Consider the following 16,169-nt stretch of genomic DNA (forward strand, 5'->3'; position numbering starts at 1 on the left):
TTGCGCGCGCCGCCGCCCTGCGGGCTTGCCGATAGCTCACCGGGATCGTGGTCGCCGCGGCGCCATGGGCGTCGCGCTGGCAAGCGCGAAGCTACACGCCTTCAGGAATCTCTCGCTCTCCGAAGGACATCCGAGTGCCGGAGGAGATTGCCTATGCCGATCAATGGCAATCCCCCGCCCCTCGAATGTGCCCCTCCCATTCTCGTTCTGCGCGCGATTATGATTGCGGGGCCATTCTTAATGAGAATTCAATTTGCTTACAAGGAATATATTCTTTTTAAGAAATTAAATTGACACATCGACCGCGGAAGGGAGTGAACCCGCTCCGGCCAGCACCGGCGATCAGCAATCCAGCGTCGTGGTGCGTTCCCATGTGGTCAGATGCGCGGTGAAGCTGTTCCATTCCTGTTTCTTCAGCTTGAGATAGCTGGGAATGAAGGCCCCCAGTGCCTCGTTCAGCACGTCGGACGCCTCGAGCGCGCGCAGGGCATCGAGAAGATTGAGCGGAAGCGTGGCGACATCCTTCACGCTATGCCCGTCGGTATACATATTTATATCGAGGCGCCGGCCCGGATCGCGCCCATTCTCCATGCCGTCCAGCCCGGCCGCGAGGATCGCCGCTTGCAACAGATAGGGGTTCGCCGCGCCATCGGCGAGGCGCAGCTCCAGCCGGTCGCCCTCGGGAATGCGGATCATGTGTGTCCGGTTGTTGCCGGTATAGCTGATCGAATTGGGGGACCAGGTAGCACCCGAAATGGTGCGCGGCGCATTCAGCCGCTTGTAGGAATTGACCGTGGGATTGAGCAGCGCGGCCAATGCCGGAGCCGAATGGAGCAGGCCGGCAATGAATTGATAGCCCATTGCCGATAGGCCCAGCTCGCCCTTCTCGTCACAAAAGACATTGGCGCCATCGCGCCACAGCGAAATATGGGCATGGCAGCCATTGCCGGTGAGGCCGGAAAAGGGCTTGGGCATGAATGTCGCGCGCAGGCCATGTTTCTCGGCGATCGACTTGGCCATATATTTGAAAAAGGCGTGACGATCGGCGGTGACGAGCGCCGTGTCATAATTCCAGTTCATCTCGAACTGGCCGTTCGCATCCTCATGGTCGTTCTGATAAGGTTGCCAGCCGAGATCCTGCATCGCGTTGCAGATCTCGGTGATCACATCATATCTGCGCATGAGCGCGAGCTGATCGTAACAGGGCTTTTCATGGCAGTCGGCGGTGTCGGCGATCGCCTGCCCATCCGGCGTGATCAGGAAGAATTCGCATTCGACGCCGGTCTTCATCTCCAGCCCCTGCGCTGCCGCGCGCTCGACCATGCGCTTGAGCAGGTTGCGCGGCGCCTGTTCGAGCGGCTTGCCGTCCATCCACAGATCGGCGGCGAGCCAGCCCACTTCGGGCTTCCAGGGAAGCTGGATCAGGCTGTCGGGATCGGGAATGGCAAACAGGTCGGGATCGGCCGGGCTCATGTCGAGCCAGGTGGCGAAGCCGGCGAAGCCCGCGCCGTTGCGCGCCATCCCGCCGATCGCCGATGCGGGAACCAGCTTGGCGCGCTGGGCGCCGAACAGATCGGTGTAGGAGATCAGAAAATATTTGATCGCCCGTTCCTTCGCGATCACTTCCAGATCGATAGCCATATGCCGTCTTCCCTGTCCCCCGGCAGGCCGGGCGACGTGCCCGGTTACCGCCCCCTCATCATGTCATGTTGATCCGTCGCTAAGCGCTTCCCCTCAGAAGCGGTCCGCACCCGGTATCCAGCTCGTGCCGGCCAGCGGCACGCGCGCCATCGCCGCCGCCTCGATGGTCAGCGCGACGAGATCCTCGGGCTCCAGATTATGCAGATGGCTCTTGCCGCAGGCGCGCGCGATGGTCTGCGCCTCCAGCGTCAGCACCGACAGATAATTGGCCAGCCGCCGCGATGCCGCGATCGGATCGAGCCGGGCCGCGAGCACGGGATCCTGGGTGGTGATGCCCGCCGGATCGCGGCCGTCCTGCCAGTCGTCATAGGCACCCGCGGTGGTGCCGAGCTTCTGATATTCCTCTTCCAGCGCGGGATCATTGTCGCCAAGTGCGACGAGTGCCGCGGTGCCGATCGCCACCGCATCCGCGCCCAGCGCCAGCGCCTTGGCCACGTCCGCGCCGCTGCGGATACCGCCGGAAACGATCAGCTGCACCTTGCGATGCATGTCGAGATCCTGCAGCGCCTGCACCGCCGGGCGGATCGCGGCGAGGATCGGAATGCCGACATGTTCGATGAACACGTCCTGCGTCGCCGCCGTGCCGCCCTGCATGCCATCCAGCACGACCACATCGGCGCCGGATTTCACCGCCAGCGCCACGTCATAATAAGGCCGCGTCGCGCCCACCTTCACGTAGATGGGCTTCTCATAATCGGTGATCTCGCGCAGCTCCTGGATCTTGATCTCCAGATCATCCGGGCCGGTCCAGTCCGGATGACGGCAGGCGGAGCGCTGATCGATCCCCTTGGGCAGGGTGCGCATCGCCGCGACGCGATCGGAAATCTTCTGGCCCAGCAGCATGCCGCCGCCGCCCGGCTTCGCGCCCTGGCCGATCACCACCTCGATCGCGTCGGCCTTCAGCAGGTCCGCCGGGTTCATGCCGTAGCGCGAGGGCAGATATTGATAGACCAAGGTCTGCGAATGGCCGCGTTCTTCCGCGGTCATGCCGCCGTCGCCGGTGGTGGTGGAAGTGCCGGCGATGCTGGCACCGCGACCCAGCGCCTCCTTGGCCTGCGCCGAGAGCGACCCGAAGCTCATCCCCGCGATCGTCACGGGGATCTTCAAATGGATCGGCTTCTTCGCGAAGCGCGTGCCGAGCCACACATCGGTGGCGCATTTCTCGCGATAGCCTTCCAGCGGATAGCGCGAGATGGAGGCGCCCAGGAACAAGAGATCATCGAAGTGCGGCAGGGCGCGCTTGGCCCCCGCGCCGCGTATGTCATAGATGCCGGTCGCCGCCGCGCGGCGGATTTCCGACAATGTGTGGGGATCGAAAGTGGCGGAATGCCGCGGCATGGTGCGCGGGATATTGGTCAGGTCCATCGCGCTTGCCCCTCAATAAGCCGCAGCGTTGTCGACATGGAAATTGTAGAGCGTGCGGGCGGAGCCGTAGCGCCTGAACTCCTCGACACGGCATTCGCCGTTGAGCCCCGCCTGATCGAGCAGCGCGCGCAGCTCGGCGCGATGCTCGTCGCGCATCTCCTTCTCGATGCAATCCGCGCCGAGGCTCTTCACCGCGCCGCGAACATAGAGGCGCGCCTCATAGATGGAATCGCCCAGCGCATCGCCCGCATCGCCGAGCACTACCAGCGCGCCCGCCTGCGCCATGAAGGCGCTCATCGGCCCCACCGATCCCTTCACGACGATGTTGACGCCCTTCATCGATATGCCGCAGCGCGCCGAGGCATTGCCGTCGATCACCAACAGCCCGCCATGGGCGGTGGCGCCGGCGGACTGGCTGGCATCGCCGCGCACATGCACCTTGCCGGACATCATATTCTCGCCGACGCCGACGCCGGCATTGCCCTCGACAACGACCGTCGCCTGCCGGTTCATTCCGGCGCAGTAATATCCGGCATGGCCGGCGATCTCGACGGTGATCGGCGCGTCGAGACCGACGGCGAGCGCATGCTGCCCGCCGGGATTCAACACCCGCCAATGGGTTTCGTTGGTATCCTTCTTGAGCGCGTGGAGCTCCGCGTTCAATTCGCGGCGTGTGCTCCTGTCCAGATCGACGACCTGCATCAGTGACGCTCCCAGGCGTAGACACGCGCAGGCTCGGGTTCGAAGACGCGGGCGCGTTCCACCCCGGGAAGGCCGGCGAGCGCGCGATATTCGGAGGCGAAGGCGACATATTCGTCGGTCTCCGCCATCACCGCGGGCTTGCATGAAATCGGATCGCGAACGACCGCGAAGCCATTCTCCGTCCCGACGACGAATGTATAGAAACCGTCGAGATCGGCGAGCCCGGCCTCCAGCGCCTCGGCCAGCGTCGCGCCCCCGCGCATCTTCCAGCTCAGATAGCCGGCGGCCACCTCGCTGTCATTGTCCGTCTCGAAAGTCATACCCTGCTTGACCAGCATGCGGCGCAAGCTGGCATGGTTGGAAAGCGAGCCATTATGCACCAGGCACTGGTCCATCCCGGTGGAGAAGGGATGCGCGCCGGCGGTCGTCACGGCGGATTCGGTGGCCATGCGGGTGTGGCCGATGCCATGGCTGCCGGCCATCGATTCCAGGCCGAAGCGCTGCGACACATCCGCCGGCAGGCCGACCTCCTTGTAAAGCTCGATCCGCCGTCCCGCGCCGTTCACCGCCACGTCGGGCCGCTCCGCGCGGAACCAGGCACGCGCCGCCGCCTCATGTTCGGCACCGAGCGTCAGCACCGCATGCGTGTCATGGATCGTCGTGGATACGTCCACGCCCAGGGCCGTGCCCAGAGCCTCGGCGACGCCACCCGCGTCGGCGCAGCGGATGGTGAACTTCACCTGCGCGGCGGCGCCATCACCATAGACCGCAAAACCGGCACTGTCGGGGCCACGATCGGTCATGACCTCAAGCATGCCGGCGAGCAAGCTGCCGAGCTTCGGCTCCAGCGTCCGGTCTTTCAAAAACAATCCCACAATGCCGCACATAGCGTCCACGCTCCTCGTGAATTGCTGCACGAGGCTTAGAATGACGTTCCGCAGCATGTCAACTCTTGAGAATTGATATTTCTTCTAAGGAAATTACTCAAAGGGCAGGAAACGGCGGATTTCCGGGATTCTTCCGCTTTCGGCTCCATTGGGCATGGCGACGCATATTGACAAACTTTTTTACTGACACGAAACTCGACCGCAAGATTCGGGAGGGTACATGACCAAACGCATTGCGATCATCGGGGCGGGGCCGAGCGGACTGGCGGTGCTGCGCGCGTTCGAAAATGCCCGCCGCAAAGGCGCCGATATTCCCGAGCTGACATGCTTCGAGAAGCAGGACGACTGGGGCGGCCTGTGGAAATATAGCTGGCGCACCGGGCTCGATCATTATGGCGAGCCGGTCCATGGCAGCATGTATCGCTATCTCTGGTCGAACGGACCGAAGGAATGCCTGGAATTCGCCGACTATTCCTTCGAGGAACATTTCGGCCGGCCGATCCCCTCTTATCCGCCGCGCGCCGTGCTCCACGATTATATTATGGGCCGCGTCGCGAAGAGCGACGTGCGCAAATATGTGCGTTTCGAAACGCCGGTCCGCTGGGTGGCCTATGACGAGGCGAGCGGCCTGTTCACCGTGCGCGTGAAGGATCTGAAGGCCGATCGCGACCATAGCGAGACCTTCGATCATGTGATCGTCGCCTCCGGCCATTTCTCGACGCCCAACGTCCCCTATTTCGAGGGGCTGGAAAGCTTTCCGGGCCGCGTGATGCACGCGCACGACTTCCGCTCCGCCGACGAATTCGCCGGCAAGGACATGCTGATGATCGGCAGCAGCTATTCGGCGGAGGATATCGGCACGCAATGCTTCAAATATGGCGCGCGCTCGGTCACCTTCAGCTATCGCTCGAAACCGCTGGGCTTCGACTGGCCCGAAGGTTTCGAGGAAAAGCCGCTGCTACGCAAGCTGGTCGGGAAGACCGCCTTCTTCGCGGACGGCACCAGCCGCAAGGTCGACGCGATCGTGCTGTGCACCGGCTATCAGCATAATTTTCCCTTCCTGCCGGATGAGCTGCGGCTGAAGACGAACAATCGCCTCTATCCGCTCAATCTCTACAAGGGCGTGGCGTGGCAGCCGAATCCGAAGCTGTTCTACATCGGCATGCAGGACCAATATTATACCTTCAACATGTTCGACGCGCAGGCCTGGTATGCACGCGACATGATCCTCGGCCGCATCGCCATGCCCGATGCCGATACGCGCCAGGCAGATATATTGGATTGGCGCAGGCGTGAGGAAGCGATCGAAAATCCCTTCCAGGGGATCGACTTCCAGACCGGATATGTGCGCGATCTTCTATCCGCCACCGACTACCCCTTCCTCGATGTCGATGCCGTCGCCGCGCTGTTCAAGGAATGGGAGCATGACAAGGAACACAGCATCCTTGGCTATCGCGACAAATCCTACCGCTCGGTGCTGACCGGCAATATGGCGCCCGTCCACCATACCAAATGGATGGAGGCAATGGACGACTCGCTCGCTGCCTTCCTCGCCGTGCCGGACGCCGCATAGGCCCCCTGTGACGGCCGAGACCATGGCCTTCATCGCCGCTTCGGCCACAGGCACATGCGAGGAACGCCTCGTCGTCGCCGGCGGGGGTGCCAGCCTGTTCGCGCTGCATCCGGGCGACCGCTGCCGCATCACCGATCCGGAAGGCCTGCAGCCCGGCATGCTTCACATGCTGGCGCCGATGGACTCGGCGGCGGATCTGTTGCCTGCCCTTGCCGCGCATCATGTGCCCACACTGGCTCCGTCCGACGCGGTCATGCGCCTGCTCAGTGCGATTGCAGCTGATGCCGACAGGCCCGGCCGCATTGCCAGCTTCGCGCTGTTCGACGATGGCGGCGCACCCGGCGCGATAATCGAGTTCGCTGCGCCGGCCGGTGCCGTCTGCGTCATGGAAGCACCCGGCGCGGCAATGCTGCCCGATGCGCAAAACCCGCCGACGGAACTGCATATCCGCATCTTCCGAGCGGCGGCCGCACCTGCCGACGCCCCTGCCCTGCTGGCCCCGCCGAAGCTGGACCTCCGGGTGAAGGCGGCCTCCGCACGCGCCTATCGCGTCGCGGCGGGCGACTATATCCAGATCGTCGATGTCGAGGGGAAGCAATGTTCGGATTTCCTCGCCTTCGATGCCGCCGCGCTCGATGCGGGCGAGGAATATGGCCTCGATGCCGTTACCACGCGCACGCTGATGGGCACGGCCTTCGCCAGCCCCGGCCTTCATTCCAAATATTTCGATGCGCGGATGAAGCCGCTGGTGGAAGTCGTGCGCGACACGGTGGGCCGGCACGACACCTTCATGCTGGCGTGCAACGGCAAATATTATGATGATCTCGGCTATCCCGGCCACGACAATTGCACCGACAATTTCAACCGCGCGCTCGATCCCTTCGGGGTAGCGCCGCGCAGGGGCTGGCCGGCGATCAACTTCTTCTACAACACCATCGTCGGGCCGGACGACGGGATCGGCATGGACGAGCCCTGGTCGCGCCCCGGCGACTATGTTCTGCTGCGCGCGCTGACCGATCTCGTCTGCGCCTCTTCCTCCTGCGCCGACGATGTCGATCCGGCCAATGGCTGGAACCCCACCGATATCCAGGTCCGCGTCTATGACCGCACGACCGATTTTTCTCCGGGGATAGCCCATCGCATGACTGCCGACGCCGCGCCTCGCCTGTCCCGCCAGACGGGCTTCCATCCGCGCACCGCCGCGCTCACCCGCAACTTCGTGGAATATCGCGGTTTCTGGCTGCCCACTTGCTTCACCGGCGAGGGGCCGGTGGCGGAATATTGGGCCTGCCGCGAGCGCGCCGTTGTCATGGACCTGTCGGCGCTGCGCAAGTTTGAGGTGATCGGCCCGGATGCCGAGGCGCTGATGCAGATGGCCGTCACCCGCGACATCAGCAAGCTCGCCGTCGGCCAGATCGTCTATACCGCCATGTGCCATGAAACCGGCGGCATGATCGACGACGGCACGGTCTTCCGCCTTGCCCAGCATAATTTCCGCTGGGTGTGCGGCGAGGATTATTGCGGCGTGTGGCTGCGCGAGCTGGCGGCGAAGCATGGGCTGAAAGTGTGGGTCAAATCCTCCACCGACCAGCTCCACAATGTCGCGCTCCAAGGCCCGCTTGCGCGCGAGATACTCGCGCCGATCGTGGAAACGCCGCGCCATCTGGCGACGGTGGCCGAGCTCAAATGGTTCCGATTCACCACCGGCAGGATCGCAGGCATTCCGGTCGTCGTCTCGCGCACCGGCTATACCGGCGAGCTGGGCTATGAGATCTGGTGCCATCCGGACAGTGCCCCTGCGCTGTGGGATGCGCTGTTCGAGGCCGGCGCGCCGCGCGGCATGCTGCCCCTGGGGCTCGATGCGCTGGACATGCTGCGCATCGAGGCGGGGCTCGCTTTCGCCGGCTATGAATTTTGCGACCAGACCGATCCGTTCGAAGCCGGCATCGGCTTCACCGTGCCCGCCGGCAAGACGGCGCCCTATGTCGGCGCCGAGGCGCTGGCACGGCGCAAGGCGAGCCCGCAGCGCCTGCTCGTCGGCCTGAACGTGGAGGGGGCGGAACATATCGGCCATGGCGATCCGCTCTATGCGGGTCGCATGCAGATCGGCGTCATCACCAGCGCCACCCGCTCGCTCATCCTGAACAGGACGATCGCGCTGGCGCGGGTCGATATCGCTTATGGCACGATCGGCCAGACGATCGAGATCGGCAAGCTGGACGGCCATCAGAAGCGCATCGCCGCCACCGTCACCCGCTTCCCGCATTACGACCCGGACAAGATACGCGTACGCGCCTGACGCGTCCCGCCGGCGGCCACTGTCCGGGCCCGAACCCGGACGGTGGCGTGGCTCAGCCCAGCCGATATCCCGTTTCGCCATGGCTGCTGAGGTCCAGCCCGGCCTGCTCATCCTCCTGGGACACGCGCAGCCCCACCGTCAGGTCCGCGATCTTGAGCGCGATATAGGTCGTCACCAGCGACACCAGCGCGCTGAAGCCGATCACGAAGATCTGGATGCCCATTTGCGAGATGATGTCCCGCCCCTCGGCATAGCCGGTGCCGCCCAGCGCCGGCGCCGCGAACAAGCTGGTCAACAGCCCCCCGGTCAGCGCGCCCACACCATGCACACCGAACACGTCGAAGGAATCGTCATAGCCGAAACGCTGCTTAAGATGATCGACCGCCCAGACGCAGATGGGCGAAACGATCGCGCCAATCGCAATCGCGCCCATCGGATGGACGAAGCCACAGGCCGGGGTGATCGCTACCAGCCCGGCGATCGCGCCGGAAACGACGCCCAACGTGCTCGGCTTGCCGCGATGCAGCCATTCCGTCGCCATCCACGCAACCGCGCCTGCAGCACCGCCCAGCAGCGTGTTGATGGTGATCAGCATGGCGAAGCCGTTCGCCGCCAGCGCGCATCCGCCGCAAAAGGCGAGCCAGCCGACCCACAGCATCGATCCGCCCGTCATCGTCATGGTGAGATTGTGCGGCGCCATCATTGCCGATCCCAGCCCCTGGCGCGGGCCGACCATGAAGGCGGCGACGAGGGCGGCAATGCCGGCATTGAGATGGACGACATTGCCGCCCGCGAAATCCTGCACGCCGAGATGGAATATCCAGCCGCCGCCCCAAGCCATATGCGCCATCGGCACATAGTTGATCAGGAACCACAGGAGCATGAAGATCATCACCGCCGAAAAGCGGATGCGTTCGGCAAAGGCGCCGACGATGATCGGCGGCGTGATCGCCGCGAACATCATCATGAAGATGATGTAGAGATATTCGGGAATGGTGCCCGTCAGGCTATCCGGCGTGACGCCGCGGAGGAACAGCTTGGCGGTGCCGCCGATCACCGCAGGGAATGCCCCCGTGGAATCGAAGGCCAGCGAATAGCCCGCAACCGCCCATAACAGGCAGATCAGCGCCGCGCTGGCGAAGACCTGCGTCAGGATCGACAGCGCATTCTTGGCCCGCCCCATCCCGGCATAGAAAAGCGCCAGGCCCGGCAGCATCATCAGCATCACGAACAGCGCGCACGTCGCCACGAAGGCGGTGTCCGCGCCGTTCGGTTCCGGCGTCGGCACCCCCTGCGCCAAGGCGGGCGATGCCGCCAGAATCCCTACCATCCAAGCAATTGCAAACCGTGGCAAACGCATGCGACCCCCCGTCCGTTGCGCACCGCACATGATCGGGCGCCGCCGCGGCCGGGCGCGCGCGATGCAAGGCATCGCCAAACCCGGAACCGCGCCAGCCGGCGGCCCTCCCACAGCCGAAGGTTAGACAGGGCGCGAGTCTACTGCAAGCAAGTTTCCTGTTAGGAATATAGAAAGGCGGGCGGCGCCGTTCGCCCACGGCGCCGCAACCTCCTCAGCTGGACGCGCGAGGATAGATGATGATCGAAAGATAGCGCATCGGATGGACGAGCAGCTGTTCCGGGCCATGCTGCGCGCCGGAATCGAACAGCATCGTGTCGCCAGGCCGCAGATGATAGCTTTCGCCGCCATGCCGGTAGGTCAGCTCGCCTTCCAGCATGTAGATCAGTTCCACGCCTTCGTGGCTGAAGCTGGTATAAGGCACGGCATTTTCGTGCAGCGTGATGAGATAGGGTTCGACCACCACATCGCCGCGCAGCAGATGGCCGAGCAACTGATAGTCATGGCCCGACTTGGTGCCCCGCCGCTCGATATGGACGCCGCGTCCGGCAGGCACGAAGGAGCAATCCTGCCGATCCTCGACCGAGGCGAACAGCGAGGAGATCGGCACCGAAAGCGCCACGGCAAGCGACTGTACCGTCGTCAGCGACGGCGAGATCTGGCCATTCTCGATCTTGGACATCATGCCGAGCGAAATGCCTGCTGCCGTCGCGAGATCGGATACGGACAGATCCTGCCTCCGCCGCAGCAGCCGGATTTGCGCGCCGAGCGCCTTTTCCAGCGAGCGATGGTCGCTGCTTGGCGCGCTGGAGCCGGTTCGGAGTTCCTCGATCTCCGCCACCGCCTCCTTCAGATCCCTAACAATCTTTGCCATGATATCTTGCACCTTCTTCGTATCTTGCGGGCTCCCTTAGGGCGATTGCGGACCGTATGAAATTACCCGGTCCCCGATCGCGGCAAAGCGAATGGCGGATGGCCTTGGCCGTGAGCGGAATATCCGCGAACCAGGCCGCCAATTGCCTACAGAATACGCTTCGAATGTGCCTATATATGGTGAATCCACGGCCGGCGCAGCAACCATTACGCCGGCAAAACATCCACTTCCGGTGCAATCCCCTTGCCGGTCGGCGCGCCATCATCGAATTGCGCCAGATGCTCGATCGCCATCCGCCGATAGCGGCCGAGGCCCTTATAATCCTCCAGCGCGGGATCGATATCGCGCAGCACGCGATGGAGCCGCCGGCCCCATTTCGGCACGCGCGCCAACTCGTTCATGCTGGCCAGATAGGCCCGCACGCTGAACAGGATCGCATTGGATCGGGGCAGGCGGTACAGCGTCTGCAATTCCACGCGCAGATGAAGCTTGTCCCCGACATTCTCGGGCGTCACGGTGGTGCGGTCCGGTCCCCATAAGGGATAATTTTCCGGTGACGTATCCAGCCGGGGATTGACGGTCATCGTCCAGTTCAGCCGCCGCACCGGCCGGCCATATTGCAGCCGCAGCAGATATTGCAGCGCCCGGTCGAACACGCCCAGATCGTGCGCCAGCGGCACCGGCCCGTGCCATTCGTGGAAGGTCATGCCCAGATCAAATTCCAGCGACCAATCGGCCTGGCTCGTCACCATGCCGCCATCCATGTAGAGATTGCCGTCGCGCTGGTCCTGCAGGGTGAAATCGCCCTGCATCTGCCGGGTGATATATTCGAAGGGCTCGAACGGCAGCGTCTCGGGCGCGCCGAAGACGAAGCTATCCTCGATGTTCAGCAGTCGGTTGCGCCACGTCCAGCGGTCGCCATCCTTCCCCAACTGGAAATGATCGGGATAATCCGCCGCCAGGCTCTCCATGATGAGCTCCAGCGTGTCCCACTGCGCGGCCATCATGTGCGGCAGCACCATGCAGCGATTGGGATCCTGTGCCAGGACCAGTGCACGCTCGCGGCATTCGCCGATATAATGTTCGTCGATATCGAGTACCGCGTCGAATGCGGGCGTCGGCCCGCCGCGCACATGCGGCTCGATATTGACCGAATACATGTAGCTGTCTTCGACGAAGGGAAAAGGAAAGCGCAGTATCGCCGCGTCGCTATTGGCGTAGCGGAAGCCGTCGCGGAAAATCTCGTCGGTCTTGAAGGCGATGGACATCGGCATTTCCCCTACAGATCCAGCACGAGCAGGTCGTTCTTCGCCCGCGACACGCATGGCATCACCAGCGCACCCTCCGCCTTCTCCAGGTCGGTAAGATAATGGTCGCGATGCTCCGGCACGCCGCCCGTCACTTTCGTCAGGCATTCGCCGCAGGCTCCGCCCCGGCACAGCGAAGGCACGGGCACGCCCGCCGCCTCCAGCGCATCGAGCATCGATTGATCCGGCCCCACCGCAATCTCGCGGCCCGACCGGGCAAGCCGCAGGGTGAAGGGATCGCCCCCCGCCGCCCCGAAATTCTCGCGATGCACGCGTGATGCGGGCCAGCCCAGCGCGGCGGCGGCCGCCTCTACATGATCCATCAACGCGGCGGGCCCGCAGACATAGACATGGGTGCCCAACGGCTGCCGCGCGAGCAGTGCGGAAAGGTCGAGCGCGCCCCGCCCGGCATGGACATGCACGTCATGGGCAGCATGAGGGGCCAGCAAATTCTCGAACAGCGGCACCTCGTCGCGCGCGCTGATCTGGTGCAGCTCCAGCCGCTCACCGCCCTGCCGCAATGCCGGCAGATAGGAGAGCAGCGGCGTGATGCCGATGCCCCCGCCGATCAGCAGATGCTTGCGCGCATGGCGCTGAATGGGAAACAGATTGTGCGGCACCGTCGCGCCGATGACACTGCCTTCGCCCAGCCGCTCGTGGATGAAGGCCGATCCGCCACGCGATCCGGCCGTCCGCCGCACGATCAGCTCATAACAGCCGCGCTCGCCCGGCATGGACACCAGCGAATAGGCATTGCGGAACGGCCGATCGCCGCCTTCCAGGATCAGCGAAACATGCGCCCCCGCCGATCCGATCGGCAGCGCCCCGCCATCGGCGGATTCCAAGGTCAGGCGCTTCAGCGTCGCGGACAGCGGCTCGATCGCCGCCACGCGCACCGCCAGCGGATCATGCCGGATCATCGGTAGATCTCCTCGACGTCAGGCCGCTCGCCCGGCATCTCGGCATCCACCTGGACCCCCATATAGGCGTTCAGCCGGCGCGAGAAATGATCGCGCACGAACAGCGCCGCGCCGCAGCCCCCGCAGGCGACAAGGTTGGTCGTGACGCCCTGGTTGAGCGTGCGGCAATGGACGCACAGCACGCGTCGCGCGCCGCTGCCGGCGTGGAAAAGGGCATATTCCTCCTTGCCCATTCCTGCCGCCTCCGCCGCGGCGGCCACATCCCACAAGAAAGCCTCGGTGCCGATGGCGTACAGGCGAAAGCCCATATATTCCATGGCCAGTCGCCGGCGCAGCGCGATCAGCAAGTGGCTCGCCGAACGGAAACCATGCATCCGCGCGTCGGGCATGGCGGACGGGATGGCGCGGCTATGCCCTTCCACCGTCCAGCATTCGTCATAGTCACCGAGACTCGTGCCCGGCGCGAAGGCCGCATGCGGTATCGCCATGCTATCGGCGACCAGAAGATGCGTGCGTCCCACCGGATCGCGGGCCAGCGGCGCATAGGCCGGGCGGCTCTTGATGCCCTGATCGTTCATGCGGCGCCCGCCCTCGGCGTCATCCGGCGCCACCCCGCCGTCCCCGCGACAATGCGCGTCATTTCTCTCCGCCCCGTCGGCAACATCGCAAGACTTTCTTTTAAGGAAACAGTCTTGTCAACTGCGCCGCACAGTTCCTATAAGTCAATATCGTTTCTGCTCGGTAAAGTTGACGGGCAGGACATGGGTTTCAACCAGCGAGGTTTCGATGACCAATTCCTGGCGCCATTCCGCCCTTGCCGACCGTCACCGCGCCCTTGGCTCCAGCCTGGAGGACTGGAACGGCATGGGCACGGCCTGGACCTATGCGAAGGATCTTCAGGACGATCATGCCGCGATCCGTACGCGCGCGGGGCTGATGGACGTATCCGGGCTCAAGAAGATCCATCTGGTCGGCCCGCATGCCGCGGCGATCCTCGATCGCGTCACCACCCGCAATGTGGAGAAGATCACGCCCGGCCGCTCGGCCTATGCGACGCTGCTGAACAACGCTGGGAAATTCATCGACGATTGCATCCTTTATCGCACAGGGCCCAATGACTGGCTGGTCGTCCATGGATCGGGAGCTATGCATGAGATGCTGGCGGCGGAAGCGGCCGGCCGCAACGTCGCCATGCTGTTCGACGACGATCTGCACGATATTTCGCTGCAGGGTCCGGTCGCGGTCGATTTCCTCGCCCGCCATGTGCCGGGCATACGCGACCTCAACTATTTCCACCATATGCAGACCATATTGTTCAAGAAGCCGGTGATGATCTCGCGCACCGGCTATACCGGCGAGCGCGGCTATGAGATTTTCTGCCGCGCGCAGGATGCGGTGGAAATCTGGGACAGGATCCTCGCCGAGGGCGCCGATCTGGGCATCGTGCCCACCGCCTTCACCGCGCTCGATCTGCTGCGCGTGGAGAGCTATCTGCTCTTCTATCCTTACGACAATTCGGAAATGTACCCCTTCGAGAAGGAAGGGCCGGGGGACACTTTGTGGGAGTTGGGTCTCGATTTCACGGTCAGCCCCGGCAAGACCGGCTTTCGCGGCGCCGAGGCGCATTATCGCGCGAAGGGCAAGGAGCGTTTCCGTATCTTCGGCGTGGAGCTGTCGTCCGATCAGCCGGCGGATGCGGCGGACGCGCTTTATGCGGGCGATCGCAAGGTCGGCATCATCACTTGCGGCATGGTATCGAAGCTCACCGGCCGTTCGCTGGCGATCGCGCGGCTCGATCCGGATGTCGCCGTCGCGGGCACCCCGCTCGAGCTTCGCGGCAAGCAGGGCATTGTGACAGCAACCGCGCAGCCGCTGCCCTTCGACGATCCGGAAAAGAAGAAGCGCAGCGCGAAAGGCTGACCGGGCGGCGAATTCAGGCGGCCCGCCCCCGCCGCATCCGTAACAAGACCCCCGCCGCCTCGGCATCGGGCGCGAGCGCGGCGGGCTTGGTCACGCGGATCTCGATCGCTTCGATCCCCGGCGCGGCAAGCAGCGCCCGCCCCATTCGTTCAGCGAAGCTTTCCACCAGCTCGATATGGCCGCATGCCAATGTCGCCGCGAGCGCATCGCGCACACGCTCATAATCGAAGGTCGCGCCGATCCGATCCTCCGGAACCGGGGCGATATCCATGTCGAGGTCGATCAGCAGTTGCTGCGCCCGCCCGCGTTCATGCGGATGCACGCCGATATGCGCCATCACCTTCAGCCCGCGCACGAACAGGCGCGTGGATTCGACGATCGCTGCGGGGATATCAGTCAAGCTCGCGCCGCGCTTTTGCCGCCGTCAGCGTGTTGCGCAGCAGGCAGGCGATAGTCATCGGCCCGACGCCGCCGGGCACCGGCGTGATCGCGCCCGCCACGGCCTCCGCCTCGGCAAAGGCGACATCGCCGACCAACCGGGATTTGCCATCGGCATCGCCGACCCGGTTGATGCCCACGTCGATCACGATCGCGCCGGGCTTGATCCAGTCGCCACGGATCATCTCCGGCCGACCGACGGCGGCGACGATTATGTCCGCGCGGCGGCACAGCGCCGGCAGGTCGCGCGTGCGCGAATGGGCGATAGTGACGGTGCAGCCCGCGCCCAACAGCAATTGCGCCATCGGCTTGCCGACGATGTTCGACCGGCCGACGATCACCGCATCGAGCCCGGTCAGGTCCGTCTTCACGCTTTGCAGCAGCAACAGCGCGCCCAGCGGCGTGCAGGGCATGATCCCGCCCGCGCCGGTGGCGACCAGGCCGACATTGGTGGGATGGAATCCGTCGACATCCTTGGACGGATCGATCGCACGCAGCACCTTTGTCGCGTCGATCTGCGGCGGCAGCGGCAGCTGGACGAGAATCCCGTCCACGTCCGGATTGGCGTTGAGCTCGCCGATCAGCCAGAGCAGATCCCCCTCGCTGGTCTCCGCCTCCAGCCGATATTCGAACGAGGCCATGCCGACCTCGACCGTCTGCTTCGCCTTGGAGCGGACATAGACCTGGCTCGCCGGATCCTCGCCCACCAGCACGACCGCCAGCCCGGGCTTCTCGCGCAATATGGCAAGGCTGGCGACCTCGGCGGCGATTTCCTGCCTCAGCGCGGCGGCGACCGCCTTGCCGTCGATAAGTATCGCGGCCATCG

Annotated in this window: 14 protein-coding genes; 3 read left to right on the top strand and 11 right to left on the bottom strand. The window is 64.3% G+C overall.

Annotated features, from left to right (window positions below; genetic code table 11):
* Positions 1-342 precede the first annotated feature (342 nt).
* The 4 genes from glnT to CLG96_RS00725 form a co-directional block, all read right to left on the bottom strand.
* Positions 343-1,641: a type III glutamate--ammonia ligase gene (glnT, locus tag CLG96_RS00710; protein ID WP_107965954.1), complete on the bottom strand. Its 1,299-nt coding sequence runs from the start codon at positions 1,639-1,641 to the stop codon at positions 343-345.
* A gap of 93 nt (positions 1,642-1,734) precedes the next feature.
* Entirely contained in the window at positions 1,735-3,066 is a 1,332-nt protein-coding gene (locus tag CLG96_RS00715; protein WP_107965955.1) for an FMN-binding glutamate synthase family protein, read from the bottom strand.
* 12 nt (positions 3,067-3,078) lie between these two features.
* Positions 3,079-3,768: a GltB/FmdC/FwdC-like GXGXG domain-containing protein gene (locus tag CLG96_RS00720; RefSeq protein WP_107965956.1), complete on the bottom strand. Its 690-nt coding sequence runs from the start codon at positions 3,766-3,768 to the stop codon at positions 3,079-3,081.
* The gene (locus tag CLG96_RS00725) at positions 3,768-4,631 is read right to left on the bottom strand and encodes a class II glutamine amidotransferase (RefSeq protein WP_243395547.1); all 864 of its coding nucleotides are present in this window, start codon (positions 4,629-4,631) and stop codon (positions 3,768-3,770) included. The genes CLG96_RS00720 and CLG96_RS00725 overlap by 1 nt, the downstream gene beginning before the upstream one ends.
* 244 nt (positions 4,632-4,875) lie before the next feature.
* Between CLG96_RS00725 and CLG96_RS00730 the strand changes: the two genes are divergently transcribed.
* Positions 4,876-6,228, top strand: coding sequence for an NAD(P)-binding domain-containing protein (locus tag CLG96_RS00730; protein ID WP_107965958.1), 1,353 nt, complete (start codon positions 4,876-4,878; stop codon positions 6,226-6,228).
* Between the two features lie 7 nt (positions 6,229-6,235).
* Positions 6,236-8,527 (top strand): trimethylamine N-oxide demethylase, encoded by a 2,292-nt coding sequence (locus CLG96_RS00735; protein WP_243395548.1) that lies wholly within the window; start codon positions 6,236-6,238, stop codon positions 8,525-8,527.
* Positions 8,528-8,579: 52 nt separating this feature from the next.
* On the opposite strand, the gene CLG96_RS00740 is transcribed toward CLG96_RS00735, so the two are convergent.
* From CLG96_RS00740 to CLG96_RS00760, 5 genes are all read right to left on the bottom strand, one after another.
* The gene (locus CLG96_RS00740; protein WP_107965959.1) at positions 8,580-9,857 is read right to left on the bottom strand and encodes an ammonium transporter; all 1,278 of its coding nucleotides are present in this window, start codon (positions 9,855-9,857) and stop codon (positions 8,580-8,582) included.
* 241 nt (positions 9,858-10,098) lie between these two features.
* A complete protein-coding gene (locus CLG96_RS00745) occupies positions 10,099-10,758 on the bottom strand; it encodes a helix-turn-helix domain-containing protein (RefSeq protein ID WP_107965960.1) in 660 nt (219 codons plus the stop codon).
* A 206-nt stretch (positions 10,759-10,964) separates the two neighbouring features.
* Complete coding sequence (locus CLG96_RS00750; RefSeq protein WP_107966752.1) at positions 10,965-12,026, bottom strand: heme-dependent oxidative N-demethylase family protein; 1,062 nt, start codon at positions 12,024-12,026, stop codon at positions 10,965-10,967.
* 11 nt (positions 12,027-12,037) lie between these two features.
* Positions 12,038-12,985, bottom strand: coding sequence for a PDR/VanB family oxidoreductase (locus CLG96_RS00755; RefSeq protein ID WP_107965961.1), 948 nt, complete (start codon positions 12,983-12,985; stop codon positions 12,038-12,040).
* Positions 12,982-13,563: a dimethylamine monooxygenase subunit DmmA family protein gene (locus CLG96_RS00760; protein WP_107966753.1), complete on the bottom strand. Its 582-nt coding sequence runs from the start codon at positions 13,561-13,563 to the stop codon at positions 12,982-12,984. Before CLG96_RS00760 ends, CLG96_RS00755 begins: the two co-directional genes overlap by 4 nt.
* A gap of 208 nt (positions 13,564-13,771) precedes the next feature.
* Here CLG96_RS00760 and CLG96_RS00765 point away from each other — a divergent pair, with 208 nt between their 5' ends.
* Positions 13,772-14,905, top strand: a complete 1,134-nt coding sequence (locus CLG96_RS00765) for an aminomethyl transferase family protein (protein WP_107965962.1) — start codon at positions 13,772-13,774, stop codon at positions 14,903-14,905.
* Between the two features lie 13 nt (positions 14,906-14,918).
* Here the strand turns inward: CLG96_RS00765 and CLG96_RS00770 are convergent, their stop codons facing one another.
* Entirely contained in the window at positions 14,919-15,305 is a 387-nt protein-coding gene (locus tag CLG96_RS00770) for a dihydroneopterin aldolase (protein ID WP_243395549.1), read from the bottom strand.
* Positions 15,298-16,167, bottom strand: a complete 870-nt coding sequence (gene folD / locus CLG96_RS00775; RefSeq protein ID WP_107965963.1) for a bifunctional methylenetetrahydrofolate dehydrogenase/methenyltetrahydrofolate cyclohydrolase FolD — start codon at positions 16,165-16,167, stop codon at positions 15,298-15,300. Before folD ends, CLG96_RS00770 begins: the two co-directional genes overlap by 8 nt.
* Positions 16,168-16,169: the final 2 nt, after the last annotated feature.

The organism is Sphingomonas oleivorans (assembly GCF_003050615.1).
GTDB classification, from domain to species: domain Bacteria; phylum Pseudomonadota; class Alphaproteobacteria; order Sphingomonadales; family Sphingomonadaceae; genus Sphingomonas_H; species Sphingomonas_H oleivorans.